The following is a 24,799-nucleotide window of genomic DNA, read 5'->3' as shown; positions in this document are numbered from 1 at the left end:
AAAATAAAAATTGACGCTTCACGTTGTTTGTTTCGTTCAGTTTTCAGAGAACTCGTTTGTCGCTCATTTGCGACTCCCTTATGTTAACATCTTCATTTTTCGATGTCAACTAAGTTTTTCAATTTCTTTTTTCGCTTTCTGCCGTTTCGCATCAGCGACGGTTATTAATATATCATGCAGTTTATACATGGTCAATACTTTTCACAAAAAAATTTCACATCCCGTTTATTTCTTATTTCGTTCCATATTTTTAACAAAGCTCCTTCTTTTAAACCAAAAATTCAAAATTGTGTGTTATATTGTTGCTATAGGAGCGTGATGGGAATGGGGATTAAATATTCGAACAAAATCAATAAAATTCGAACCTTTGCGTTAAGTTTAGTATTTATCGGACTCTTCATTGCATACTTAGGCGTATTTTTCCGCGAAAATATTATTATTATGACCATTTTTATGATGGTTGGCTTTTTAGCAGTTATCGCTAGCACTGTCGTTTATTTTTGGATTGGTATGTTATCTACAAAAACCGTGCAAATCATGTGTCCAAGTTGTAACAAACCTACAAAAATGCTTGGTCGAGTAGATGCATGTATGCATTGCAATCAGCCCTTAACGCTTGATCGTACTTTAGAAGGAAAAGAGTTTGATGAGAAATATAATAAGAAGAACTATAAAGCATAAAACACGTTTATATAATAAAGAAAGAGGTCGACGTAGCCGTCAGCCTCTTTCTTTATTATATATTACGCCTTATGACATTCTGGACATACGCCATAAATCTCTAAACGATGACTATTAATAACAAAGCCCGTTGCTTTCGCAGCTTCATTTTCAAGTTGTTCCAAACCTTCATAAGGAAAATCAACAATTTTACCACATTTTTCACAAATCACATGGTAATGTTGACTTGTAACATAGTCAAATCTACTTGAAGCGTCTCCATACGTTAGTTCCTTAACAAGCCCAACCTCTTTAAATACACGTAAGTTATTATAAACAGTTGCAACACTCATATTTGGAAACTTACCTTCTAACGCCTTATAAATTTCATCCGCTGTTGGGTGCGTCATAGATTCCACAAGGTACTCTAAAATAGCATGACGCTGTGGAGTAATGCGTACACCCGTATTTTTCAGCATTTCTAGCGCTTCTTTTAATTCTTCTTTGACCACCGTCATGCACCCCGATTCTATACGGATTATTATTTTATAATTCTTATAAAGAGTGTACTCCTTTTCTTGTCAATCGTCAATATTTCTACTATAACTGTGTGGTTTATTTTTCACCTACTCTTATTTTTATGTATATTTGTCCATCATTTATACATTTACATAGAAAAAAGTGCGAAATAATCGCACTTGGAATACTATCATCTGAGGAGGTATGCCCTACCCTTTTAATGTATGAAGCATCCGCAAAAGGGTGTAGACGTATGCCCCATAGCACTTACATAATACTAAATTTTCTTTAATTCTTACTCGTGCAGAACCTTAATTTAAATACGAAAGGATGTCTTCAATATGCCCCTTCACCTTTACCTTTCGCCATTCTTTTACCAGTTCACCATCTTTATTAATCAGAAACGTAGAGCGCTCGATTCCCATATACTCTTTACCAAAATTTTTCTTTAGTTTCCATACACCATATAATTCAGCTACTGTATGATCTTCATCTACTAAGAGTAAAAATGGTAAATCATGCTTTTCGATAAATTTCACATGTCTATTCGCTGGATCTGGGCTTACCCCAAGTATAACCGTATCTTTCTCTTGGAATAATCCGTATGCATCACGAAAATCACATGCCTCTGTCGTGCATCCTGGTGTCATATCTTTCGGATAAAAATATAGAACTACATTTTTCCCATGAAAATCCGATAGTTTAACCTGCTCTCCATTACTTCCTTCTAGTGTAAAATCTGGTGCCACTTCTCCTACCGCGACCATCTTTATCACTCCTTGTCTTTTCCTTTACTATAACAAATATTACCTTACCCCGCACTAACGGGCAGTAATACTCCCACCTCAAAATTCGGTGCAAGCAATGTCCAGCTCTAGCGGCTAGAATCTCCGGTCGTTTCGCCCCCTCGGACGAGGTAAAAAGCGCCTCTCTGTCGGGTGCTCCAACTTCCTGCGATTCTGAATGAGCCGCTTCCGCTTTTCTAAAGAAGTTAAGTGGGAGATAAACTGCCTGTAAAGGTCCGATTGGTGAGGGCTAATAATCAGCGGGGGATGAAGAAAACCCCCACTGATTAAAGTTTCACTTTATTTTTCATTGTCTATCACAGTCCGAACTACGAATGCAAATGGCAAAGTATATCCAATCAACGCTTCAATAATTGCAATCCAGCGCCCAATTCCAACAGGAGTTACATCACCATATCCAACTGATAATAAAGTAACCGCACTAAAATATAAACATACTTCTACCAGCTGGAAAGAATGAACATTTAAAGTTTCTCCATCTTCTCTTAAGGCGGAAAATCCACTTTCCTCTAATACAACATAACTTAATCCAAATGCGATAAGTACCGTTGTATAAATTAGAAATAATGAAGTTAGATTATAGAAAGAAAAGAAACGCTTCGAATCTGAATATGAGCTCCATAATATTTGAATACTTCTTAACACAGCAATCGCTGAAATTAATAAAATAATTCCCCACAACATGTCCTCCACCTCATCCTATATGTATGAGGACAAAGAACAATTTATCCCATAGTAAATGAAGCTTTTATACCCTTTGTTAGTTTCCCGCACCGCGATATTTCTTCACTCCAAAATTCCAAAGTGTGATTGCAATTGTAAAACAAATCACACCAACAATCGGTGTCGCAAATGCATAGCTGTTCCATTCTGTCTTTCTCAGAAAATATGCCGCTGGATATACGCCAACAAATGCAAACGGTAATACAAACGTTAAAACAAAACGAATCACACGGTTGTAAATATTTACCGGATAACGCCCATAATTTCCTATGTTATACATGAGTGGCATAATCGAACTTTTTGCATCAGACCAGAACCCGATACTTGCAAGCGTTACAAATATCCCACCATATACAAGTGCCCCTCCTGCTACCATAAGCAAGAAAAGAAAGAAATCGTACCAATAAAAAGATAATTGCAGCTCTACTGCCGCATATCCCATTACAATTATCCCAGTCACTGCACCAATTAAAGACTCCAGTTCCATTCGTTCTAATATTATTTGAAATAAACTATGAATTGGCCTTGTTAAAACGCGATCCATTTCTCCCTTAATAATATATCTATCATTAAAATCCCATATATTAAAGAAAGCAGAGAAAATCGCAAACGGTACTAAGAAAAATCCATAAATAAAAATAACTTCTTCTCTGCTCCACCCTTTTAACGCTTGTGTATGCCCAAAAACAACAAGGATGAAGATTAAATTTACAGCTTGTAATAATAAATCAGATAATAACCCAACGATAAAATCACCGCGATACTCGAGCTTCGTTTTTATATATTGGCTTGCATATTGCACAAATAGTTTTATATATAACATCCCATCATCCCCCTTGTACAATTAGGCGCTTTCTCGCCGTTTTCCACATCAGTACAATTGGAATAATAAGCACTATTGCCCAAATCATTTGGAATAATAAAGCCTGATACAATTTACTTCCCTGTATACCTTCAGAGAAAATCATACTCGGAATATAGCTGATTGCTTGAAACGGTAAAAATACCATTGCTTTTTGAGCCCATAGTGGATAAAAGCTAATGGGTAGTAATAAACCTGAAAATAAATCAATAACCACACGTTTTGCATACATAATTCCACTATTATTAAATAAGAAAAAAGTGAGCATGCCTGTCATTAAATTAATTTGCGTATTAATAATAAAACTGAAAACTAACGATAGGAAAAAGTATAACCACGTTTGAAAATTGGTTGTAATTTGTAATGAAAATAAAAGTGTAACAATAATCATGCCTGGGATAGAAAAGAATGCAAAACGAAAGATCCCCTCTCCAAGCCCTTGCATAACTTTCATCCCTAAATAATTATATGGACGAATTAATTCAATAGCTACACGTCCCTCTTGAATTTCCATCGCAATTTCTCTGTCAATATTATTGAAATAAAAAGCACGAGCCATCCATGCGATAGCAATATAGGTTGTCATTTGAGAAATCGATAAACTTTCAATATTCTCTTTCCCACTGTAAATGGCTTGCCACAAAAAATAATACGCTCCGATGTTAATCGTATAAATTAAAATTCCACTATAATAGTTTGTTCGGTAAGCAAGCATCATTAAAAAACGAACACGAATCATTTCAATATACTTACCCATGAATCATACCTTCTTCATAAATATTACGAATAATTTCTTCTGTCGACACTTCATTAATTTTTAAATCTTTAATTTGAAAAGTTTGAACCACTTTGGAGATGAGCATAGAAATTACAACTTCCTCATTTGGTATTTTCGCAATCCATGTATATTCTTCTTTCCCTTCTGACCAAGCTACATGATTATCCGGCATTAGCATTGATAATTGCTGGTATGAAACTGGTGCAGTAAATTGAAAATGTATTTCTTTTTCTGCTCCCCACTGCGAACGAAGTTTTTCTAATGATCCGTCATACATAATGTTTCCTTCATCCAGCATAATGACGCGTTCACATAAAGCCTCAATATCAGTAATATCATGTGTTGTTAATAAAATTGTTGTTTTATAACGCTCATTCATTTCCTTTAAAAATTCACGGATTTTTAACTTTACGAGAACATCTAATCCAATCGTTGGCTCATCTAAAAATAAGAGCGGTGGATTATGAATTAACGCTGCTGCTAATTCACAACGCATTCTTTGACCAAGCGATAATTTACGCACCGGCTTATCTAACAACGGTCCAATATCTAGTGTTTCAATAACATGTTCCATATGTTCTTTATACTGGCTATCCGATACACCATAAACCTTTTTTAATAAACGAAATGATTCTTGTACTGCAATATCCCACCAAAGCTGTGAGCGTTGACCAAATACAACACCAATCGTTCTTACAAATTCTTCCCTCTGTTTATGCGGATTCATACCATTCACCATAATTTGTCCAGACGTTGGTGTTAAAATCCCAGTTAACATTTTAATGGTTGTTGATTTCCCAGCACCATTTTCACCAATATAACCAACCATCTCACCTTGTTTTACAGTAAACGATACATCATTTACTGCTGGTACTATTTTATAATTACGATTTAATAAATCGCGAAACGCACCTTTTAAACCAGAGCGACTTGAATATGCTGTAAATTCTTTACGTAATCCTTGTACTTCAATTACCGATTTCATTAATCGGACCCCCTTCCTCGATACCACAACGAATAGTTTACCCAACTGCCCTTCCTATCACAAACAATACGTCTTTTTGAAAAACATGTTAGAATAATACATAGATTTTTGTAAGGAGATGAATTGTAGTGAATTTCACAAAATCAGAAGCATTACATAAGGAAGCGTTAGAACATATCGTTGGTGGTGTTAACAGTCCTTCTCGTTCTTTCAAAGCAGTTGGTGGCGGATCACCTGTTGCAATGGAACGCGGAAAGGGTGCTTATTTTTGGGATGTAGATGGTAACAAATATATCGATTATTTAGCAGCGTACGGTCCAATCATTACAGGACACGCTCATCCTCACGTAACAGAAGCAATTAAAACAGCAGCTGAAAATGGTGTTTTATACGGAACACCAACAGCACTAGAAGTAAAATTTGCAAAAATGTTAAAAGAAGCAATGCCTGCTTTAGATAAAGTTCGTTTCGTAAACTCTGGTACAGAATCTGTTATGACAACAATTCGCGTAGCTCGTGCTTATACAGGCCGCACAAAAATTATGAAGTTTGCTGGTTGCTACCACGGTCATTCAGATTTAGTACTTGTAGCAGCTGGTTCTGGTCCGTCTACTCTCGGTACTCCTGATTCTGCTGGTGTACCGCAAAGTATTGCACAAGAAGTGATCACCGTTCCATTTAATAATGTGGAAACATTAAAAGAGGCATTAGATAAATGGGGACATGAAGTAGCAGCTATTCTTGTAGAACCAATCGTTGGGAACTTTGGAATTGTCGAACCTAAACCTGGCTTCCTAGAAAAAGTAAATGAGCTTGTCCACGCGGCTGGCGCACTTGTTATCTATGATGAAGTAATTACAGCTTTCCGCTTCATGTATGGTGGCGCTCAAGATTTACTTGGTGTAACACCCGATTTAACAGCACTTGGTAAAGTAATTGGCGGCGGTCTTCCAATCGGTGCCTATGGCGGGAAGAGGGAAATTATGGAACAAGTTGCGCCGCTCGGCCCTGCTTACCAAGCTGGTACAATGGCTGGAAACCCAGCATCTATGGCAGCTGGTATCGCGTGCTTAGAAGTACTAAAGCAAGAAGGCGTATACGAAAAACTAGATGAACTTGGCGCAATGCTTGAAAAAGGTATTTTAGAACAAGCTGCAAAACATAGTATCGATATTACAGTAAACCGTCTAAAAGGTGCGTTAACTGTATACTTCACAACAGATACAATTGAAGATTATGACGCTGCTCAAAATACAGATGGAGAAATGTTCGGTAAATTCTTCAAACTTATGCTTAATGAAGGTATTAACTTAGCTCCATCTAAATACGAAGCTTGGTTCTTAACAACGGAACATACTAAAGAAGATATTGAATATACAATCGAAGCCGTTGGCAGAGCATTCACTGCCTTAGCAAACGCATAAGAAAATACATGCCCAAAAGAAAAAAATAGAGGATGACCTCTATTTTTTTCTTTTTTCTATTTCATAAATCGCACATTAATAGTATAATTATTCATAATTATCTGTTTTATTTTCCAGATTTATATTATTGTTCTGTTGTCTATAAGGCATTATACGTCTTTAAAAATCAGATTATTCATAATTTTTATAACAGAGGGGGGATTGACGGATGCCTAACAATACAAATAAATGGACACCGTCTTTATTTCGAAATTATGCAAATGCAGAACACGATGCGTGTGGAATCGTTTCCGTTATGGAAAAACAGAATGTGCCAACAAAAGAAAATATCGATCTTTGTATACAATCACTTGTAAAAATGAACCATCGCGCTGGCTTTATTAATGGTGAGGGCGATGGTATTGGCGTTCATATCGACTTACCGAAAGCACTTTGGAAAGAAAAATTAAAAAATAGTGGATATAATCCAGCGATTGTGGATCATCCCCACTTTATCGTTGGACATTTTTTTCTAAACAAAAATGAAAATCCTATTCTCTTAAAAAACAGTATTCGTAATAAATTAGACAATCAAAATCTCACTGTGATTTTCGAAAGTGATGATGTAATAAACTCTGATGCCCTTGGTCCTCTTGGCAAGCAAGAAGAACCTTTATTTTGGCAAATTGCCATTTTTTCAGAAACACCTACCGAAAACTTGAATCAAGTACTATTCGCCTTAACAATTGAAATTGAGAAAAATACAGCAATTCATGTTGCATCATTAAGTCACGACCATGTTGTGTATAAAGTTCTTGGTGCTGGCGATACACTTGTTGCCTACTATGACGACTTACAACATCCACTTATTGCATCAACAATGACACTTGGGCATAATCGCTATTCCACAAATACATTATCTAATTTTTTTCGCGTGCAACCATTTAGCATCCTTGGCCATAACGGAGAAATTAATACAATTTCCAAATTACGTGACCAAGCCGAAATGATTGATGTACCACTTACTGCTGGAGGCAGTGATTCTCAAGATTTAAACCGCACCTTAGAAACACTTCTCGTTCACTACAACTACAGTCTATTTGAAGCAATGGATATATTATTCCCACCAATTATTAATGAGATTAAATTATACGAGCAACATATGCAAAATTTATATACGTATATTCGTGAAGCATGGGGACATTTTGCTCAGGGACCTGCCGGGATTATTTCACGCTATAAAGATGAAGCTGTTTTTAGTGTAGATTCACTTGGTTTAAGGCCCGTTTGGAAAGTAGAAACAGAAAGTTCCTATATCTTTTCTTCTGAACCAGGTGTTGTATCACCATCTGAATACGTAGCAGAGCCAAAGTCACTTGCCCCTGGAGAAAAAGTAGGTTTAAAGTGGAATACACAAGGTGACCTCGTTCTCTATGAATATGAAACATATCAAGAAGAAGTATATAAGCGAATGAAACAACGCATTAATTTTTCAGATTATCATCTGAACTTATCTACTCCGACCGTGGAAAAAATTGAAGGGTTATCTAACCTCTCTCAAGTGGAAACAGAGCAATATGTAGCTTTCGGCTGGGATCGTGAGCATATCCAACTTCTCGAACAAATGGCAACAAAAGGGGTTGAACCAATTCGTTCACTCGGCCATGATGCACCTCTCGCTGCACTTGATCCGGACAGACGAAACATTGCTGATTTTATAAAAGAAAGCGTTGCTGTTGTTACAAACCCAGCAATCGACCGAGACCGAGAAATCGAGCACTTCTCTACACGTACAGTACTAGGAGAACGTCCTAGCTTATTTAGTGGTCAGCAGCAAACTTTTGTTACCGAACTTTTGTCACCAATTATAGTAGAAGGTAATTTAGCACAAGAAATTGCAGAAGATTTGGAAACCATCTCATATGAGCAACTTGTGCAATTATTTACAACTCATAGTGCAGTTTACAAACTCTCTGTTACATTCACGGCATCAGAAACCTTACATGATGCATTAGACAGGATTAGTACAGAGGCTATAACATCTATAAAAAAAGGTGCTTCGCTGCTACTACTTGATGATGCAAAAGCTCATAAAAATGGACACTTATGGATTGATCCACATTTAATTACAGCTAAAGTACATCAAAAACTAACTGAGCATAAATTACGACGCCAATGCTCCATTGTTATAAGATCCGGCGCTCTCCGTTCTTTACATGATATTGTTACTCTATATGGGCTAGGGGCAGATGTTATTAATCCATATTTAATGTTCGCAACCGTAAATGATGGATCAACGCAACCAATTGCTAACTTATATAGAGCGTTAAACAAAGGGCTTGAAAAAGTTATTTCGACTATCGGTATCCATGAGCTACGTGGTTATGGCCGTCTCTTCTCTTCAATTGGTTTACACGATGAAATTGCAAACATACTACAAATTACAAACTTTTTAGGGTCACGTACTGTGGCATTTTCACTCGCCTCTTTAGCTGCAGATGCAAAAGCCAGGGCACTTGATTATAGTAATCCAAAAGTTAGAATGAGAAAAACATTTCATGTCTTTCCTCGCATTTGGAAATCGATTGGCGATGTAGCTAAAGGAAATGCTTACGATAATTATCGCGAGAAATTAGCAGAAGTAGAAGATAAGAATCCCATTACAATTCGCCACCTTGTCCAAATAAAAGAAGCTGAGCAACCAGTGCCAACTGAATGCGTTTCAATTGACGTAAAAAATCATGACTTGCCATTTATTATTAGTTCGATGTCATTTGGCTCACAAAATGAAATTGCATTCCGAGCTTATGCAGAAGCAGCCGATCGCCTCAATATGATTAGTTTAAACGGTGAAGGCGGAGAGATTAAAGACATGATTGGTAAATATCCGCATACACGTGGCCAACAAATTGCATCAGGGCGTTTTGGTGTAAATGCCGAACTGTTAAACTCATCAAATTTAATTGAAATCAAAATTGGGCAAGGAGCAAAACCTGGTGAAGGCGGACATTTGCCTGGGTCAAAAGTCACTTCTAAAATTGCCGAAGCACGTAATGCAACAATTGGTTCAGACTTGATCTCCCCTTCCAATAACCATGATATTTACTCGATTGAAGACTTAGCACAAATGATTACAGAAATTAAAACAGCCAATCAACTTGCAAAAGTCGCTGTCAAAGTTCCAGTTGTTCCTAACATCGGGACAATTGCTGTAGGAATCGCAAAAGCTGGTGCTGATTTCATTAATATTAGCGGCTTTGATGGCGGCACAGGCGCTGCACGTATTCACGCCTTGCAACATGTCGGCCTTCCAGTTGAAATTGGCGTAAAAGCTGCTCATAATGCTCTATTAGAAGCAAATATGAGACACAACGTAGAGATTTGGGCAGATGGTGGTATTCGCAGTGTAAATGATGCACTAAAAATTATGCTTCTTGGCGCAAACCGTATTGGCTTTGGCACTTTATCTATGATTGCAATTGGCTGTACAACATGCCGGGGCTGCCACTTAGATACGTGTCATGTCGGGATTGCAACACAAATTGAATCTGAAGCACAGGCGAAAGAACATGGACTACGCCGTTTTGTTCCGCGCCAATTTGAAAGTGCTGTAGAAGGTTTATTGAACCTATTTACTACTTTTGGAACAGAGCTTAAACGTTTAACAGGTAAACTCGGTTATACGAACTTACAAGAAATTGTTGGTCGTTCTGATTTACTAGAACAAACGCGGGGCATAGAGCTATTAGATTTACAAAATTTATTACAAACATTAAACAGTACATCCAGCGCGATAACAGAAGCAGCACAGCAACAAGATTATGTAACAACGGATTCTTTCCAATCAAAAGAGTTAGTTGGTGTTGGTGTAGATCAACGCGTAATGGGGGGGCTCGAATCATGCTACCGAGTCCGCAGTAAATTATATGACAACAACACGCTTGAACCAATTACATTAAAATATACAAACGGTTCCGTTCCTGGAAATGGCTTAGGTGCCTACAATAGTGAAAACTTATTTATTCACGTAAATGGCGGTGCACAAGATGGCATCGGAAAAACCTCATTCGGGGGCGGTATTTATATCACAAAAGCAAAAGGAAAAGATGGAACGTACTATAACGGTTCTGTCGGAAAAGGTTTTGGATACGGCGCACAAAAAGGAACTTTATATGTGCAAGGTAACGCCGATGCACGTGCTGGTATTCGCTTATCTGGAGCAGATATGATCATCGGGGGAAGAATCACAAAACCACTTCGAGAAAAAGAACATGGGAACCTAGGCGTTCACGCAAATATTAAAGGCTTTGCTTTTGAATATATGACAAACGGTCGCGCTCTCGTTCTTGGTGATCCCGGTCCATGGATTTGTGCAGGTATGACTGGTGGTGTCGTTTATTTACGTCATCAACCTGAACTTGGTTTAACAGAATCTGCCCTGCAACGAAGAATCGCAAAAGGAGCGAACGTAACATTACGTCCACTTAGCAAAAACGGGAAATCGGACATTACCGAATTATTATTAAACTACATTCGCGTATTAAACGAGCATGAACAATATGAAGAAGTCGCTTCCTTAACACCGTTATTAGATAACATTCAGCTTCACTTTTATGAAATCATTCCGAAAAAAGAGCAAGCAGACCCATCCATTTCGACTGAATGATACAAGCAAATTTTTATTTACTAAAAATTGACGAAGTGAGCATCACATAGTAATCTATAGTAACAATTTGAAAACCTGCTGAAATTCAGCAGGTTTTTTCATTAAAAACACAGGTCCAAAAAGGAGGATTTAGAGAGTCAAGCAGGTCGAGGCACGGAAGCCAGGAGGAACGGAATGTAGCTTATACTACACGAGTACCGGACTGGCGACGTAACGAAGACATGCGACAGCTATCTAAACCGGACCTTTTGAACATCCATTAAAATATAAGTTCAAAAAGGAGGATTTAGAGAGCCAAGCAGGTCGAGGCACGGAAGCCAGGAGGAACGGAATGTAGCTTATACTACACGAGTACCGGACTGGCGACGTAACGAAGACATGCGACAGCTATCTAAACCGGACCTTTTGAACATCCATTAAAATATAAGTTCAAAAAGGAGGATTTAGAGAGCCAAGCAGGTCGAGGCACGGAAGCCAGGAGGAACGGAATGTAGCTTATACTACACGAGTACCGGACTGGCGACGTAACGAAGACATGCGACAGCTATCTAAACCGGACTTTTTGAGCATCCTATAAAATATCACTTGCTAACATATTGTAATGAATGTATAGTATCATGTTGTATCATTCATAATGACAAGAGAGAAAGGATATAAAAAAGGGTATGAAACTTGGTGCTCGCATTTTAAAAACGGGTATTGCCATTACATTAGCTTTATTTGCTTGTATTTTGCTCCAACTACCTAGTCCCGTGTTCGCGGGAATTTCAGCAATTTTTGCGGTACAGCCATCTGTATATCGCTCATATTTGACAGCACTTGAACAAATTCAAGCAAACGTAATTGGTGCAGTATTTGCTATTGGATTTGCATTTGCTTTTGGACACAATCCTTTTATTATTGGATTAACTTGTATATTAGTTATTGCTCTCACATTAAAATTACGTTTAGAAAATACAATATCTATCGCTTTAGTGACGGTCATTGCGATTATGGAATATCAAGGTACTGATTTCTTTGATTTTGCCTTACTTCGCTTTGCAACGATTATGGTTGGAATTATTGCCGCTTCACTTGTAAACTTAATATTTATGCCGCCAAAATACGAAACAAAACTGTACCATCGTATCGTCGATAATACAGAAGAAATTGTAAAATGGATTCGTATGAACAGCAGGCAAGCTTCTGATTTCACAACACTGAAAACAGACATTGATCGTATGAAAGAAAAAATGATTAAATTAAATCATTACTACTTACTGTACAAAGAAGAAAGAAGCTATACGAAAAAAGTACAATTCGCAAAAATTCGTAAGCTCGTCTTATTTAGGCAAATGTTAGCAACAACTAGCCGTGCATTAAGTACATTAAAAGCATTACACCGTACTGAAAATGAATTGCGATATATGCCTGAACCATTTCAAGAATCCATTCAAAATGAATTAGATTCATTAACACACTATCACGAACAAGTTTTATTAAAATTTATTGGTAAAGCAAAAAAACAACAGTCTGTTGAGATGCTTGATGAAGTAGAAACTGGTAAACAAGAATTAATCGATATATTTATGGACTATCAAAATAAAGAAGATGAAGAATCATATAAAATATGGTTACATCTCTTCCCTCTTATTTCTTCAATTATTAATTACAGTGAAGAGGTTGAACATTTAGATTTACTTGTAGATAGTTTTTATACGTATCACAAACCAGAAGACGAATTACAAATTGATGAAAAAAAAGAAGACGAATAAAGAAACAGCCCCTTTAAGCCAAAGGGGCTGTTTCTTCTATATGTTGAATTTGATATAAATTATAATAAAATCCTTGTTTTTGCATTAATTGTTCATGAGAACCCTTTTCTTTTATTTCACCATCTTCAATATATATAATTGTATCTACATGTGTGATGGTTGCTAATCTATGAGCAATGATAATCGTTGTACGGTTCGCAGCTAATGTTTGAAGAGCCTGTTGAATATGCCTTTCGTTCTCTAAGTCCAAAGCTGATGTTGCTTCATCTAGTATAAGTAAAGAAGGATTTTTCAAAAAGACACGTGCGATTGCTACCCGCTGCCTTTGCCCACCAGACAACTTCACACCTCTTTCGCCAACAACTGTATCGTAACCATCTGGCAAATTCATAACGAAATTGTGAATCTGCGCTGCTTTTGCAGCTGCAATGACTTCCTCTTTCGTTGCTTTCGGGTTGCCATATAAAATATTTGATTGAATCGTATCACTAAATAGAAGGTTATCCTGCAAAACAATCCCAATATGACTACGTAAATTTCTTACGTTATAATCTCTTACATTCACACCATCTATATAAATTGCACCGCTAGAAACATCATAAAACCTTGGAATTAAACTAGCAAGAGATGACTTCCCTCCTCCACTCGCTCCAACGAGGGCAACTTTTTCTCCAGAACGAATTGAGAAAGAAAGGTGATGTAATACATCTTTTTCATCCGTATTATACCGAAATGTCACTTGATCAAATACAATTTCACCAGAAAGCTTTTTTGCTTCAATTGCGTTTGGAATATTTACAATATCATACTTTTCATCCAACAGCTCAAACACTCGATCCATTGATGCAAATGATTGTGTGAGTGTTGTAGAAGAGTTAACAAGGCGGCGTAATGGACTATATAAACTGTCCATATACCCAACAAAAGCAACCATCGTTCCAAGCGTTAAAGAACCTTGAATTACTTCATATGCCGCAAACGCAATAACAAGTAATGGTCCCAAATCCGTTAACGTATTCACTGTAGAAAATGTTCGCGCTGTCCAGCTTGTATGTGTTAATGCTTTCATTAAAAACTCATTATTTTTCTTATCAAACTGCCCCTTTTCATACTCTTCTAACGCAAAACTACGCGTCACTTGCATCCCTTGAATACGCTCATGTAAGTAACCTTGCATCGTTGCTAATGCTTGTGAACGATCTTTAGTTAATTTACGAAGGCGTCCAAAAAAGTATTTCACTGCAACTGCATAAATCGGCAAAATAAGCAATGCAACGAGCGTTAATTTTATATTCATAGAAAACATAACTACAATTGCAATAAAAATCGTAGCTGTATCAAGCCAGACATTCATAAGCCCTGTAATAACAAAATCCTTCGTCTGCTCTACATCATGAATCACACGCGAAATAATTTCACCCGTTTTTGTATTTGAATAGTAGCGTAAACTTAGCTTTTGTAGATGTCCAAAAATATGTTTTCGCAAGTCATAAAGCACTGTATTACCAATACGCTGCGCAAAATATTGGCGATAATATTCAACAGGCGGCCTTAGTACACCAAAAATAAAAAAGGCAATACCAATTGCCGTTATCAATTGTGATGTTTTTTCCTGGAATGATTCACTTCCTTGAATGACATCATCAATAATATACTTTAATAACCACGGCATAATAAGCGGAATACCAAACTTAATGAGCCCAATAATAATTGTAATTGTAATAAGCCATCTATATGGTTTTACAAATTGTAAATATCTTTTTATTCCCTTCATGTAATTCCCCCTTAATAGGACAAACCTGCCGGGAAAATCCCTGCAGGTTTGCTTTAATCTCTATACATTAAATATCGTTCATACCACATATCAACAAAGTCCGGCGCAAATGGCCCTTTTCTTTGATGAATCCACTGCGTTAAATACTCTACATTTCGTTTTAATATCGTATCAATCACCGGAGGATAATTCATCATTTGACTATGCTTCTCATACTCATCTTCATCTAAAAGAGTATATGTCATATCTGGATATACTTTAATATCTAAATCATAATCAATATACTTTAATGCTTCAGAATCATATGCAAATGGAGAACTTAAATTACAATAATAATATACTCCCTCTTCTCGTAACATACCGATTACATTAAACCAATAATTTGAATGAAAATAACAAATTGCAGGCTCACGCGTAATCCATGTCCGACCATCTGATTCGGTTACTACAGTCCGATCATTTGCACCAATTACAAGACTTTGCGTACCTTTTAAAATTGTAGTCTCTTCCCACATTCTATGAATGGAGCCATTATGTTTATAACTATGTATTTGTACTTTTTCTCCTTCTTTGGGAAATCCCATACGTGCTCCCTTCTTTCACTGTGAACGCTCTTCTAAAGTTGCCTTAACTAGTATTGTTCCTGTTAAAAACGTATTGAGCCGAATTCACTTTTTTTCTATTATAACTTTTTTGTCAAAATTTTAAAACTAAACCGATACAATCCAAATTCCATAAACACGAATGAACTACTCTCCATCAACAAATCATGATGCAACAAAAAGCCCTTCTTCATAAATTAAGAAAGGGCTTTTCCAACTAAATTATCAAAATATACAATCCTTTAGTTAGAAATTATTTTTTCCGTTTCAAAAGAATGAATCACTTCATTTGTTTGTTGCTCAAATTTTTCATGCAAAAGCTTCAAAGCTTCTTCCGTTTTGTATATTTCTTGACGAATAAAATGCAAATCTTTTTTATCGCACTTTCCTTGCTCACTTGTTTCGATCTGTTGGTACTTCTCTAGATGCGCTTGTAACTTCAGTAACTCATCCATTGTTTGCAACTGCTCTCCTACCAACTTATCAAATAAATTCATTATTTACCTCCTGTTTCTAATAAAGTGAAACTTTAATCAACCCTCACGCAGCAAGCATTTACAGGCAGCCCTCCATCTATCTTCCTCGTTCCCCTTTAAATCTTGAGGTGGGGGTCTTACTGCCCCGAATAACAGGATACATCGCTACTACATATTTTCTAATCTCCTACCTTCTTCTCCTTTGACTACATTTGTTGACTTATTAGAAGTTATGTCGGCTCTCTCAACAAAATTCTCAAAATAATCGATTTGTATAACATTAGATTTTCACTAATAACAAAGCTTTCATTTTCATCATAATATGACAAACAAAGAAAACACTTCTCTTGAATCGAGAAGTGTTTTTCTTTGTTATTGATTCGTGCTAGAAGATTGCGATTTTTTCGCTGCTGATTTTGCGTTTTGTTGTTTTACTGCTTGCACATCTGTGTCAGTTGCAAACTCTGTGCCGTAGCTAGCATTGGCACTTTGAACACCAGCGCTAGAAGCTTGTGATTTTTTTGCTTCTGATTGTGCATTTTGTTGTTTTACTGCTTGTACGTTTGTCTCAGTCGCAAACTCTGTACCATAGTTAGCATTTGTGCTTTGAATGCTAGCACCAGAAGTTGCTTTATTATAACCTTGTTGTTTTTTACTCATCTTTCTCACCTCCACAACCAATAATGTAACCAACTACTCTAAAAGATATCCGTAAAATTATTTTTTAATTGACGCATATATCTCTCCAGGCTCATTCAAACTACATATGATGGAGGTGTACAGCATGTATGTTGGACGCGATATGACAGAACTATCTATGATTTCAAAAGAAGACTGGAAACAAGATGAATTAGCTTATTTTCACCATTCCTTGCAACAAATCATGCCTTATTTAAATGTAGAAGGTCAAACGATTTACAAAGAAATTATAAAAGAAATTGAATCACGGGGCGGTCTTCAAAAAAGCGAAGCGGATTGGACACATGGTACAAAAATTTCTTATGACTAAAAAACGTGTTCCCTAATTCGGGAACACGTTCCATCTAGAGCCATCACGGTTGGAGTTTTTCAACACATTCCTCATAAATCGTACGGTGTGATTTAGAGAAAGGTAATCTTTCAAAATCCTCTTTCGATACCACTTTTAATGTATCTGTTTCTTCAACAGTACTTGTTACTTTTCCATAAAATACAAATACATCCCATGTACGATGCGTAAAAGTATGTTGTACATTCATCGCATATTCATCAATGGAAACAGACAAAGAAAATTGTTCTCTCATATAATCAATGAGTTGTTGTTTTTGATTCCGAATCCCCCCATTGATTTCAACATTCGGAAATTCCCACATATTCGCAAGTAATCCCGTGCTTGGTCTTTTATTAATTACATAGCTCCCATCCTCTGTTTGCAATACTCCTGCAACAAGCGGTACCATTTTAGGAGCTTTCGCCTTACTTTTGACTGGTAACTCTTTTTGTACACCTTCTGCATATCCGCGGCAATGTTCCCGAACTGGGCAAAGTAAACAAGCTGGATTTTTCGGAATACAAATAAGCGCACCTAACTCCATTAAGCCTTGATTAAAATAGGATGGATTTTCCTTTGAAATAATTTCACGTACAATCTCTTCAAATATTTTTCGTGTCTTAGGTTTCGCAATATCATCCCACACTGATAATATCCGGGATAAAACACGCATTACATTGCCATCTACAGCTGGCTCTGGTATACCGTATGCAATACTTAAGATCGCACCTTTTGTATACGGACCAACACCTTTTAACTTTTCAATTTTTTTCACATCATTTGGTACTTTCCCGCCATATACTTCTTTTACTTCTTTCACTGCTGCATGTAGATTCCGAGCTCTAGAATAATAACCAAGGCCTTCCCATGCTTTTAATACCTCTTCATCATCCGCCGATGCCAACGCTTCTAATGTTGGAAACTTTCCCATAAAATTTGCGTAATATGGTTTTACAGCTTCTACTCGTGTTTGCTGCAACATAATCTCAGAAACCCAAACGCGATACGGATCTTTATTTTTACGCCATGGTAAGTCACGTTGTTCTTTTTCAAACCAACTAATTAAATCGTGTTGAAACTTCTCTATGTTAAAATCATCTAATATTTCAAGTGCCAAACTTGGTCCCCCTCATTTTTTTGCATATACGTACTATTATAAAGATTTTAGGAAAAAATTTAAGTAAGATGATATAGGAAATAGAAGGCAAATGCCTTGAGATATCGAATAAAAAGAGTTACATTAATAAAAAACGGAGGTGTGTTTTCATGGACACAGCCACTCACCTTGTTATGGGCGTCACGTTAGGTAGTTTAGCCACATTAGATCCAGCCATTAGTCAGAGTGATTTCGGACCACAAGCTGTTATGCTGGCAACGATTGCTGGCTCCAATATTCCTGATATTGATACCGTCTTAAAATTACGTAATAACGCAAAATATATAAGAAATCATCGTGGAATTACTCATTCCATTCCCGCTGTTATTCTTTGGTCTTTCCTTGTAAGTGGAATTTCCTTTGCCTTCTTTACAGAATCACCCTATCTTCATCTACTACTTTGGTCATTTATCGCCGTCTTTCTTCACGTGTTTGTTGATATTTTTAATGCTTATGGTACACAAGCATTACGGCCTTTCACAAAAAAGTGGGTTGCATTAGGTGTAATTAATACATTCGATGCCGTAATCTTCTTTATCCACATACTCGCTATCGCTTGCATGCTCGTCGGCTCACATAAAGGATATACTGCTTTAGCTGCATATATTTTAATGATTGTCTACTATATTGGCCGGATTGTAATGAGGCAAAATGTAAAAAGTGTAGTTTATAAACGATTCGAAAATGTAGAGGAGGTCATCATTTCTCCCTCCTATCGCTTTTATCATTATCATTTGGCAATTACTACAAAAGACAAATACTATGTTGCTCGTTGGCACCGTGGCCATATTATGGTGCATGATAAGTTTGATCGTATCCCACTTCCGGATAATAAAATTATGCGGGCTGCACAGAAAGATGAAAACATTTCTGCTTTTTTATCTTTTTCACCCGTATATCGTTGGGATGTTTTTGATTACGACAACTATTGTGAAGTGCGTTTTATCGATTTACGCTACCGAAGTAAAGACTATTATCCATTCGTTGCAATCGTCCAGTTGGATCAAAATTTAAATATTATTAGTTCCTATACTGGATGGATTTTTAGTGAAGAAAAGCTTCGTAAAAAATTAGAATTGATTCCACATTAAAAAGAGCGACCAACTCGGTCGCTCTTTTTAATGCTTTAAATGGTCGTCTTGATTAATTAAATGACTATATTTCGGATTATTCGTACGGATTTCATGAAGACGTTCACCATGATTATTAATCCATGTTCTTACAATTTGTTCCGTCATTTCTTCACCTTGATAACGCCCAGATTTTGCATATGTTACTTGGAAGTCTTCCCATAATAACTCAATCCATGCGCGTGCCTGTGAATAAGACAAAAAACTATTTTTTTCCAATAATTCTTTTGTTAATATTTCATACTTATCATTCATTATTTATTTCTCCTTTTATTGATTTTGTACTTTATCCCGTGCCTAACAACCGCAGCAAAATGTTGAAAGAGCAAATCCCTCCTTTATTTTTTAAGCATAATTTCTTTTGCTTTGCACATTCTATTAATGATACTTCTTAATAAGTATCATTTTACAATGAGGGGGCGTTCTTCTTGGGTAGACAAGCTGAATTTTGGTCTGAATCAAAAAACAACAGCAAAATCGATGGGCCACCGAAAGCAAAAGCTCGTTTTGCTTCGAAAAGACCTAACGGCACAATTAACACGCACCCACAGGAACGTATGCGTGCCGCAAATCATCAGGAAGAGTAAAACAAATAGTCAGTTCTAAAGGGTTATTGCGATTAACTTCCTACATGAGGTGATAAAGATGAGCTACCGTAATCATTTAGATCGTCGTTCTGAATTATTCAACCCTACCTGGGCACGTCCGAAGCATGCAAAAGCACAAGTGAATGGACAGACGCAGCAAACCCAGTCTCTCATTATTTTGGCGAATGAGATGAGAAAGCGCCAAATTTAACTGCCTATCTCCTGTAACAATTACGAAAAATGAAAACCAGAGCAGCCAAGGCTCTCTGGTTTTTTATTTCTCCTGTAATAGCGAAATAGGAATACCAATTTCCTCTGTCTCATTTTGTTTACGTCCCCAAGCAAACACTCCATTGAAATACGTAATCGTAAATAATATACCCGGTTCTTCTATCAGTTCATACGTTTCACCAATCTGAAATGCGTTTATATCTGTCATATAAGCACGAGCCATTGCCATTTTTCTCATTAATACATCAAATTCATTTACTATACCGAGCTGTTCTGCCTTCACAGCTTGTTCTTTTAAAATACCAATTTCCTCTCTTAGCTCATGTGGTGTCATCTCACTATAACGTTTCGGCATATTCATCATATTCTCTCATCCCTCTTCACGTTTCATTTGTAAAAATGTCTCTATCTCATCAATGGAAAATCCTTTTCGATATAATGCTTGTTTCATCTTATTTTCATATGTCCATCCATCATGCTTTTTATACTTCTCATGATACTTATTTCCATGATATAACAACGCTTCTTGTTGTTGCGTTTCATCCTTGTCCTCCCTTAATTCTTCTAGACAAATTTGAATTACATCACGATTATAGCCTTTACGGACTAACATTTCTTCTAGCTTTTGTTTCATTTGTAAAAAAGAATGCTTTTGATAAGCTTTTTTCTTTTTTTCTACAAGCTCAAAAGCATTTTCAATTTGCTTCTCTTTCGAATATTCTTGTAAACTATGAGTAATAATTATATCCTGGACACCTTTACCAAAAAGTTCCCGTCTAATAATAGTCGGTCCTTTTTGATTCACGTTACTATGAGTTCGCACATACGAAATGGCATACTCTTTATCATTAATATAGCGATCATGTAATAATTTCGATATAACTTCAGAGATGATGGCTTGTCCAATTTCTTTTTTTCTTAAGTATTCTTCTACTTCCTGTTTCGTTCGCATTTGATAGGATAAATAAGAAATTGCTTGTAAATACGCTTTTTGCACTTCTTCATTGTACAAAATATTTGCTAACTCTACTTCATCAATTTCTAAACCCTTTTGCAACCCATGCTTGATTAAGATTACTTGATTCACACTAAATCCGTATTCTTCGCCTTGTCCTTTATCAATATAAATATTAAATCGTTCTTTCGTTCGCTTTTGTACTTCTATTTTTGTAATGACAGCCATATTCTTCACCTCGCTACTATTTTAACATAGTTGCGAAACAATTTTGCTTTTCATGAATATATATAATGGGGAGGAAATTCCGTTGAAGATTGTAATTTCTGGAGGAACTGGTTTTATCGGTAAAGCATTAGCTAATTTTTTAAGCCTAAAAGGATATACAATTTACATTCTCACTCGAAAAAAAAGAGAGAGTCCTCTCAATTCTAACATTCACTATATCCAATGGGATACGCGCTCACATAAGTTTCCTCTCACTTCTATTGATGTTGTTGTAAATCTAGCTGGAGAATCTATTAATAATGGCCGCTGGACAGAAAAGCAGAAAGAAAACATTGTAGCGAGTCGCCTTCATACAACAAATAGTCTCATTAAGCAATTACAAACATTACAAAAGAAACCCCATACTTTTATTAACGCTAGCGCAATTGGCTATTACGGTACATCTGAAACAAAAATCTTTACAGAACAGAACAAAGAAAATGGCAGTGACTTTTTAGCAACTACAGTAAAACTATGGGAAGAAGCAGCATCTAACGCAACTTCTCTCGGAATTCGAACCATCTATACCCGCTTTGGAATTGTTTTAGGAAAAGATGGTGGTGCCCTTCCTAAAATGTTACTCCCTTACAAATTATTTATTGGTGGGACAATTGGTTCAGGTAATCAATGGCTATCTTGGATTCATCTAGATGATGTCATCCGTATGATTGATTTTGCAATAAACACAAAAGAAATCGAAGGCCCTCTTAACATTACGGCTCCAAATCCTACAACAATGAAAGAGTTTGGAAAGGTGCTTTCAACTGTCACGCATCGCCCACATTGGCTTCCCGTTCCAGCATTTGCACTTCATGCTTTACTTGGAGAAATGAGTATGCTTGTGTTACAAGGACAACATGTATTGCCTAACAAAGCGATGCAGTATGGATACCAATATTCTTTTCCCACATTAAAGCATGCATTACAAAATATTATATTGCATACACTGTAGTACTTCTGAAATACGCTCATTAAGATTGTTTAATTTACTAATTTAAAAGTTATGAGCCAATGGAAATGAGGTCTCTATGAAAACGCTATTTAAGCAAGCCACTGTATACCCTATTACTTCTTCTAAATTTCAAGGAGATGTATTAGTTAAACACAATCAAATAGCTGCTCTAAAACCACATATTGAGCCAACTCAAGATATGATTGTTATTGATGCAAGAGCACTCCACCTTTTACCAGGATTTATCGATGTGCATACTCACCTTGGACTATACGATGAAGGGACTGGATGGGCTGGAAATGACGCCAATGAAACGTCTGAAGTATTAACCCCTCATATACGTTCTTTAGATGGTATCCATCCTTTTGATATCGCTTTTCGAGATGCAGTTCAAAGTGGGGTTACAACTGCCCACGTTATGCCTGGAAGTCAAAATATTATTGGCGGAACAACATGTGTGATTAAAACTGCTGGAACGTGTATCGATCATATGATTATTCAAGAACCTGCCGGATTAAAAATTGCATTTGGAGAAAATCCAAAACGAGTTCATAGTAATGGTACAAAAGAATCAATTACTCGTATGGGAATTATGGGGTTACTTCGTGAATCCTTTTACGAAGCACAACATTATGGAAATGAAGCAGATTTTCGAATGCTTCCTATTCTAAAAGCACTACGCCGAGAAATTCCAGTACGTATGCATGCTCACCGCGCAGATGACATTCTTTCCGCTCTTCGCTTCGCAAAAGAATTTAATCTTGATTTACGTATTGAACACTGTACAGAAGGACACTTTATTGCAAAAGAACTTGCTAACCAAAACTTAAAAATATGTGTCGGCCCGACATTAACACGCCGATCAAAAATTGAATTAAAAAACAAAACATGGGATACGTGCCATATTTTATCCAAGCATGGGATAGAAGTTTCTATTACAACAGACCATCCCTACACTCCAATTCAATATTTAAATGTTTGTGCAGCCATCGCTGTCAGGGAAGGATTAGATGAAAAACTCGCATTAGAAGGAATTACAATCATCCCCGCCCGAAACTTACGTTTAGAGAAAAGGATTGGAAGTATTGAGGTCGGAAAAGATGCCGATCTTGTATTATGGACACATCACCCATTTCATTATCTAGCCAAGCCCGTACTAACTATGATTGATGGAAAAATAATTTACAAAAAAAATAAAAAAAACTAGTTTATTTTTTTGACTAGATAAAGTATTATACGATTATAAACTGAATGAAACCATAATCAATTTGTGTCGTGATTATTCATTTCAAATTGATGAATGGGGAAGGCAAATGGTGCGCCACCAGCGTTATAGACTGGTTCTAGTGGGTTCGATTCCCACCCCGAAATTTTTTAAAGATTGATATAAAAATTTCGAGGGTGGGGTGTTTTTTCGTCATGCTACCCTCATGTGAGGAGGAGTTAGTATGTTAAAAAAACGCGACTTACACGACAGCCACGTTCTATACGATTTAATGGTGGATCCAGCTGTCTTCCCTTTTGTGCGTCAAAAGGCTTATTCATATGAAGAATTTCTATTTTTAACAAAACAAACAATTGAAGCCGAAGAACGTGGTGAATTAATCTCACGTACCATTTTAGATGAATGGGGGAACCCTATCGGCACAATTACTTTATTTGATGTGCAAGAAAAAGCTGGGTTTCTTGGCACATGGCTTGGAAAACCTTATCATGGCCAAGGATATAATAAATTAGCAAAAGATGCTTTTTTCAGCGAGCTTTTCTATGAGTTAGATATTGAAACAATCTTTATGCGCATTCGCAAAGTAAATATCCGTTCGATGAAAGCAGCTGAAAAACTACCATATGTAAACCTAGCAAATGAAACTAGAAAAGTTGTTTATGATCAAATTAACGCAATCGAAGAAGTATATAACTTATATGAAATTCCAAAAGATCAATATACCCTTTCTACAATGCGCGACACTACATTCCAAGATACACATCATTTAAAAGAAGCATAATAATATATATTTCAATTTTCTGATATATCAGTCCCAGTTATGAAAACAAAAGAAGTTTTCCTTCTGTTTTCATATAGAGTAGGTCCATGAGCAGATACTCTCTCACGCCTAAAAGGAATGGTTGTATGTCGGTCTTTCAAGGCGTATTTATATAATTATAAAATGAATAACTTGTTTATTATGTATATCTCCTTGTGTCATTGGAAACGATAGGTAATAACTTTATGACACGAGGTGATCTGTAATGGATAGAAAGAAACGTGAAAAAGCAAGAAATACATTAAATAGTACACAAGAGGTTCTTTATCAGCGAGAGTTTCGCAAAGCGGATCGCGCAGCAGGATATCGTCCTAAAGGTGTGTAATTATAAAGTGAAACTTGAGGGGATTTTTTATCCTCTCCTATCAAATTTATACAGATTAAAGATTTACTCCTTATATAGTAAGGAGTATTTTTTGTGGAAAACTTTATCCACAG

At 36.5% G+C, this 24,799-nt stretch carries 26 protein-coding genes; 12 read left to right on the top strand and 14 right to left on the bottom strand.

Translation table 11 applies throughout. The features are described 5' to 3' along the window. Window positions 1-324: 324 nt before the first annotated feature. Window positions 325-681 carry a YgzB family protein gene (locus HRG09_RS22140; protein WP_174102966.1) on the top strand — a complete coding sequence of 119 codons (357 nt, stop codon included), beginning with the start codon at window positions 325-327 and terminating at the stop codon, window positions 679-681. A gap of 62 nt (window positions 682-743) precedes the next feature. Here HRG09_RS22140 and perR read toward each other — a convergent pair whose 3' ends face one another. The 6 genes from perR to HRG09_RS22110 form a co-directional block, all read right to left on the bottom strand. Continuing rightward, window positions 744-1,172 carry a peroxide-responsive transcriptional repressor PerR gene (gene perR / locus HRG09_RS22135; RefSeq protein ID WP_174102965.1) on the bottom strand — a complete coding sequence of 143 codons (429 nt, stop codon included), beginning with the start codon at window positions 1,170-1,172 and terminating at the stop codon, window positions 744-746. Window positions 1,173-1,490: 318 nt separating this feature from the next. After that, entirely contained in the window at window positions 1,491-1,946 is a 456-nt protein-coding gene (bcp, locus tag HRG09_RS22130) for a thioredoxin-dependent thiol peroxidase (protein WP_174102964.1), read from the bottom strand. Between the two features lie 318 nt (window positions 1,947-2,264). After that, window positions 2,265-2,669, bottom strand: a complete 405-nt coding sequence (locus HRG09_RS22125) for a potassium channel family protein (protein WP_174102963.1) — start codon at window positions 2,667-2,669, stop codon at window positions 2,265-2,267. 76 nt (window positions 2,670-2,745) lie between these two features. Beyond that, window positions 2,746-3,531, bottom strand: a complete 786-nt coding sequence (locus HRG09_RS22120) for an ABC transporter permease (protein ID WP_174102962.1) — start codon at window positions 3,529-3,531, stop codon at window positions 2,746-2,748. A 4-nt stretch (window positions 3,532-3,535) separates the two neighbouring features. Further along, window positions 3,536-4,327 (bottom strand): ABC transporter permease, encoded by a 792-nt coding sequence (locus tag HRG09_RS22115; RefSeq protein ID WP_174102961.1) that lies wholly within the window; start codon window positions 4,325-4,327, stop codon window positions 3,536-3,538. Continuing rightward, complete coding sequence (locus tag HRG09_RS22110) at window positions 4,320-5,333, bottom strand: ABC transporter ATP-binding protein (RefSeq protein WP_174102960.1); 1,014 nt, start codon at window positions 5,331-5,333, stop codon at window positions 4,320-4,322. The genes HRG09_RS22115 and HRG09_RS22110 overlap by 8 nt, the downstream gene beginning before the upstream one ends. Window positions 5,334-5,461: 128 nt before the next feature. On the opposite strand from HRG09_RS22110, the gene hemL reads away from it, so the two are divergent. The 3 genes from hemL (at window position 5,462) to HRG09_RS22095 (ending at window position 13,156) form a co-directional block, all read left to right on the top strand. Beyond that, window positions 5,462-6,757 carry a glutamate-1-semialdehyde-2,1-aminomutase gene (gene hemL, locus HRG09_RS22105; RefSeq protein WP_174102959.1) on the top strand — a complete coding sequence of 432 codons (1,296 nt, stop codon included), beginning with the start codon at window positions 5,462-5,464 and terminating at the stop codon, window positions 6,755-6,757. Window positions 6,758-6,965: 208 nt separating this feature from the next. Further along, window positions 6,966-11,402 carry a glutamate synthase-related protein gene (locus HRG09_RS22100; protein WP_174102958.1) on the top strand — a complete coding sequence of 1,479 codons (4,437 nt, stop codon included), beginning with the start codon at window positions 6,966-6,968 and terminating at the stop codon, window positions 11,400-11,402. 665 nt (window positions 11,403-12,067) lie between these two features. Further along, a complete protein-coding gene (locus HRG09_RS22095; RefSeq protein WP_174102957.1) occupies window positions 12,068-13,156 on the top strand; it encodes an aromatic acid exporter family protein in 1,089 nt (362 codons plus the stop codon). Between the two features lie 13 nt (window positions 13,157-13,169). On the opposite strand, the gene HRG09_RS22090 is transcribed toward HRG09_RS22095, so the two are convergent. From HRG09_RS22090 to HRG09_RS22075, 4 genes are all read right to left on the bottom strand, one after another. Continuing rightward, window positions 13,170-14,930, bottom strand: a complete 1,761-nt coding sequence (locus tag HRG09_RS22090) for an ABC transporter ATP-binding protein (protein ID WP_174102956.1) — start codon at window positions 14,928-14,930, stop codon at window positions 13,170-13,172. Window positions 14,931-14,983: 53 nt separating this feature from the next. Next, a complete protein-coding gene (gene ntdP / locus HRG09_RS22085) occupies window positions 14,984-15,514 on the bottom strand; it encodes a nucleoside tri-diphosphate phosphatase (RefSeq protein WP_016112990.1) in 531 nt (176 codons plus the stop codon). A gap of 260 nt (window positions 15,515-15,774) precedes the next feature. Next, entirely contained in the window at window positions 15,775-16,029 is a 255-nt protein-coding gene (locus tag HRG09_RS22080) for a YgaB family protein (protein ID WP_174102955.1), read from the bottom strand. Between the two features lie 351 nt (window positions 16,030-16,380). Next, window positions 16,381-16,668 carry a gamma-type small acid-soluble spore protein gene (locus HRG09_RS22075; RefSeq protein ID WP_000039031.1) on the bottom strand — a complete coding sequence of 96 codons (288 nt, stop codon included), beginning with the start codon at window positions 16,666-16,668 and terminating at the stop codon, window positions 16,381-16,383. A gap of 124 nt (window positions 16,669-16,792) precedes the next feature. Here HRG09_RS22075 and HRG09_RS22070 point away from each other — a divergent pair, with 124 nt between their 5' ends. Continuing rightward, a complete protein-coding gene (locus HRG09_RS22070) occupies window positions 16,793-17,017 on the top strand; it encodes a hypothetical protein (RefSeq protein ID WP_174102954.1) in 225 nt (74 codons plus the stop codon). A 43-nt stretch (window positions 17,018-17,060) separates the two neighbouring features. Here the strand turns inward: HRG09_RS22070 and mutY are convergent, their stop codons facing one another. Further along, on the bottom strand, window positions 17,061-18,155 hold the full coding sequence (mutY, locus tag HRG09_RS22065; RefSeq protein WP_174102953.1) for an A/G-specific adenine glycosylase: 1,095 nt from the start codon (window positions 18,153-18,155) through the stop codon (window positions 17,061-17,063). Between the two features lie 149 nt (window positions 18,156-18,304). Here mutY and HRG09_RS22060 point away from each other — a divergent pair, with 149 nt between their 5' ends. Next, window positions 18,305-19,285 (top strand): metal-dependent hydrolase, encoded by a 981-nt coding sequence (locus HRG09_RS22060; protein ID WP_174102952.1) that lies wholly within the window; start codon window positions 18,305-18,307, stop codon window positions 19,283-19,285. 27 nt (window positions 19,286-19,312) lie between these two features. Here the strand turns inward: HRG09_RS22060 and HRG09_RS22055 are convergent, their stop codons facing one another. After that, the gene (locus tag HRG09_RS22055) at window positions 19,313-19,579 is read right to left on the bottom strand and encodes a YfhJ family protein (RefSeq protein WP_174102951.1); all 267 of its coding nucleotides are present in this window, start codon (window positions 19,577-19,579) and stop codon (window positions 19,313-19,315) included. 173 nt (window positions 19,580-19,752) lie between these two features. Between HRG09_RS22055 and HRG09_RS22050 the strand changes: the two genes are divergently transcribed. Continuing rightward, complete coding sequence (locus HRG09_RS22050) at window positions 19,753-19,911, top strand: small, acid-soluble spore protein K (RefSeq protein ID WP_174102950.1); 159 nt, start codon at window positions 19,753-19,755, stop codon at window positions 19,909-19,911. A gap of 58 nt (window positions 19,912-19,969) precedes the next feature. After that, window positions 19,970-20,122, top strand: a complete 153-nt coding sequence (locus HRG09_RS22045) for a YpzG family protein (RefSeq protein WP_000122139.1) — start codon at window positions 19,970-19,972, stop codon at window positions 20,120-20,122. Window positions 20,123-20,185: 63 nt separating this feature from the next. Here the strand turns inward: HRG09_RS22045 and HRG09_RS22040 are convergent, their stop codons facing one another. Together HRG09_RS22040 and recX are read right to left on the bottom strand one after the other, a co-directional pair. Beyond that, the gene (locus tag HRG09_RS22040; RefSeq protein ID WP_026049348.1) at window positions 20,186-20,503 is read right to left on the bottom strand and encodes a YfhH family protein; all 318 of its coding nucleotides are present in this window, start codon (window positions 20,501-20,503) and stop codon (window positions 20,186-20,188) included. 9 nt (window positions 20,504-20,512) lie between these two features. Continuing rightward, a complete protein-coding gene (gene recX / locus HRG09_RS22035; protein ID WP_174102949.1) occupies window positions 20,513-21,325 on the bottom strand; it encodes a recombination regulator RecX in 813 nt (270 codons plus the stop codon). Between the two features lie 52 nt (window positions 21,326-21,377). Between recX and HRG09_RS22030 the strand changes: the two genes are divergently transcribed. The 4 genes from HRG09_RS22030 to HRG09_RS22015 all read left to right on the top strand — a co-directional run bounded on the left by HRG09_RS22030 (window position 21,378) and on the right by HRG09_RS22015 (window position 24,686). Beyond that, window positions 21,378-22,316: a TIGR01777 family oxidoreductase gene (locus HRG09_RS22030; RefSeq protein ID WP_217448139.1), complete on the top strand. Its 939-nt coding sequence runs from the start codon at window positions 21,378-21,380 to the stop codon at window positions 22,314-22,316. A 76-nt stretch (window positions 22,317-22,392) separates the two neighbouring features. Continuing rightward, complete coding sequence (locus HRG09_RS22025; RefSeq protein ID WP_174102947.1) at window positions 22,393-23,523, top strand: amidohydrolase; 1,131 nt, start codon at window positions 22,393-22,395, stop codon at window positions 23,521-23,523. A 241-nt stretch (window positions 23,524-23,764) separates the two neighbouring features. Continuing rightward, window positions 23,765-24,322 (top strand): GNAT family N-acetyltransferase, encoded by a 558-nt coding sequence (locus tag HRG09_RS22020; RefSeq protein ID WP_174102946.1) that lies wholly within the window; start codon window positions 23,765-23,767, stop codon window positions 24,320-24,322. A gap of 244 nt (window positions 24,323-24,566) precedes the next feature. Further along, the gene (locus HRG09_RS22015; protein ID WP_098491654.1) at window positions 24,567-24,686 is read left to right on the top strand and encodes a YfhE family protein; all 120 of its coding nucleotides are present in this window, start codon (window positions 24,567-24,569) and stop codon (window positions 24,684-24,686) included. Window positions 24,687-24,799: the final 113 nt, after the last annotated feature.

It is taken from the genome of Bacillus sp. Xin1, assembly GCF_013314535.1.
Taxonomy (GTDB): Bacteria; Bacillota; Bacilli; order Bacillales; family Bacillaceae_G; genus Bacillus_A.
Note: the sequence above shows the minus strand (reverse complement) of the source record. Positions and strands in the feature narration are given on the sequence as shown.

What these genes read in the sequence shown, in the direction of transcription:
- ntdP (WP_016112990.1), bottom strand. Translation starts at nt 15,514, where the DNA reads ATGGGATTTCCCAAAGAAGGAGAAAAAGTACAAATACATAGTTATAAA.
- HRG09_RS22110 (WP_174102960.1), bottom strand. Translation starts at nt 5,333, where the DNA reads ATGAAATCGGTAATTGAAGTACAAGGATTACGTAAAGAATTTACAGCA.
- HRG09_RS22045 (WP_000122139.1), top strand. Translation starts at nt 19,970, where the DNA reads ATGAGCTACCGTAATCATTTAGATCGTCGTTCTGAATTATTCAACCCT.
- HRG09_RS22025 (WP_174102947.1), top strand. Translation starts at nt 22,393, where the DNA reads ATGAAAACGCTATTTAAGCAAGCCACTGTATACCCTATTACTTCTTCT.
- HRG09_RS22125 (WP_174102963.1), bottom strand. Translation starts at nt 2,669, where the DNA reads ATGTTGTGGGGAATTATTTTATTAATTTCAGCGATTGCTGTGTTAAGA.
- HRG09_RS22120 (WP_174102962.1), bottom strand. Translation starts at nt 3,531, where the DNA reads ATGTTATATATAAAACTATTTGTGCAATATGCAAGCCAATATATAAAA.
- HRG09_RS22020 (WP_174102946.1), top strand. Translation starts at nt 23,765, where the DNA reads ATGTTAAAAAAACGCGACTTACACGACAGCCACGTTCTATACGATTTA.
- HRG09_RS22100 (WP_174102958.1), top strand. Translation starts at nt 6,966, where the DNA reads ATGCCTAACAATACAAATAAATGGACACCGTCTTTATTTCGAAATTAT.
- HRG09_RS22080 (WP_174102955.1), bottom strand. Translation starts at nt 16,029, where the DNA reads ATGAATTTATTTGATAAGTTGGTAGGAGAGCAGTTGCAAACAATGGAT.
- HRG09_RS22070 (WP_174102954.1), top strand. Translation starts at nt 16,793, where the DNA reads ATGTATGTTGGACGCGATATGACAGAACTATCTATGATTTCAAAAGAA.
- HRG09_RS22060 (WP_174102952.1), top strand. Translation starts at nt 18,305, where the DNA reads ATGGACACAGCCACTCACCTTGTTATGGGCGTCACGTTAGGTAGTTTA.
- HRG09_RS22030 (WP_217448139.1), top strand. Translation starts at nt 21,378, where the DNA reads ATGAATATATATAATGGGGAGGAAATTCCGTTGAAGATTGTAATTTCT.
- HRG09_RS22015 (WP_098491654.1), top strand. Translation starts at nt 24,567, where the DNA reads ATGGATAGAAAGAAACGTGAAAAAGCAAGAAATACATTAAATAGTACA.
- HRG09_RS22075 (WP_000039031.1), bottom strand. Translation starts at nt 16,668, where the DNA reads ATGAGTAAAAAACAACAAGGTTATAATAAAGCAACTTCTGGTGCTAGC.
- HRG09_RS22095 (WP_174102957.1), top strand. Translation starts at nt 12,068, where the DNA reads ATGAAACTTGGTGCTCGCATTTTAAAAACGGGTATTGCCATTACATTA.
- HRG09_RS22040 (WP_026049348.1), bottom strand. Translation starts at nt 20,503, where the DNA reads ATGAATATGCCGAAACGTTATAGTGAGATGACACCACATGAGCTAAGA.
- HRG09_RS22115 (WP_174102961.1), bottom strand. Translation starts at nt 4,327, where the DNA reads ATGGGTAAGTATATTGAAATGATTCGTGTTCGTTTTTTAATGATGCTT.
- HRG09_RS22055 (WP_174102951.1), bottom strand. Translation starts at nt 19,579, where the DNA reads ATGAATGATAAGTATGAAATATTAACAAAAGAATTATTGGAAAAAAAT.
- HRG09_RS22140 (WP_174102966.1), top strand. Translation starts at nt 325, where the DNA reads ATGGGGATTAAATATTCGAACAAAATCAATAAAATTCGAACCTTTGCG.
- HRG09_RS22090 (WP_174102956.1), bottom strand. Translation starts at nt 14,930, where the DNA reads ATGAAGGGAATAAAAAGATATTTACAATTTGTAAAACCATATAGATGG.
- bcp (WP_174102964.1), bottom strand. Translation starts at nt 1,946, where the DNA reads ATGGTCGCGGTAGGAGAAGTGGCACCAGATTTTACACTAGAAGGAAGT.
- recX (WP_174102949.1), bottom strand. Translation starts at nt 21,325, where the DNA reads ATGGCTGTCATTACAAAAATAGAAGTACAAAAGCGAACGAAAGAACGA.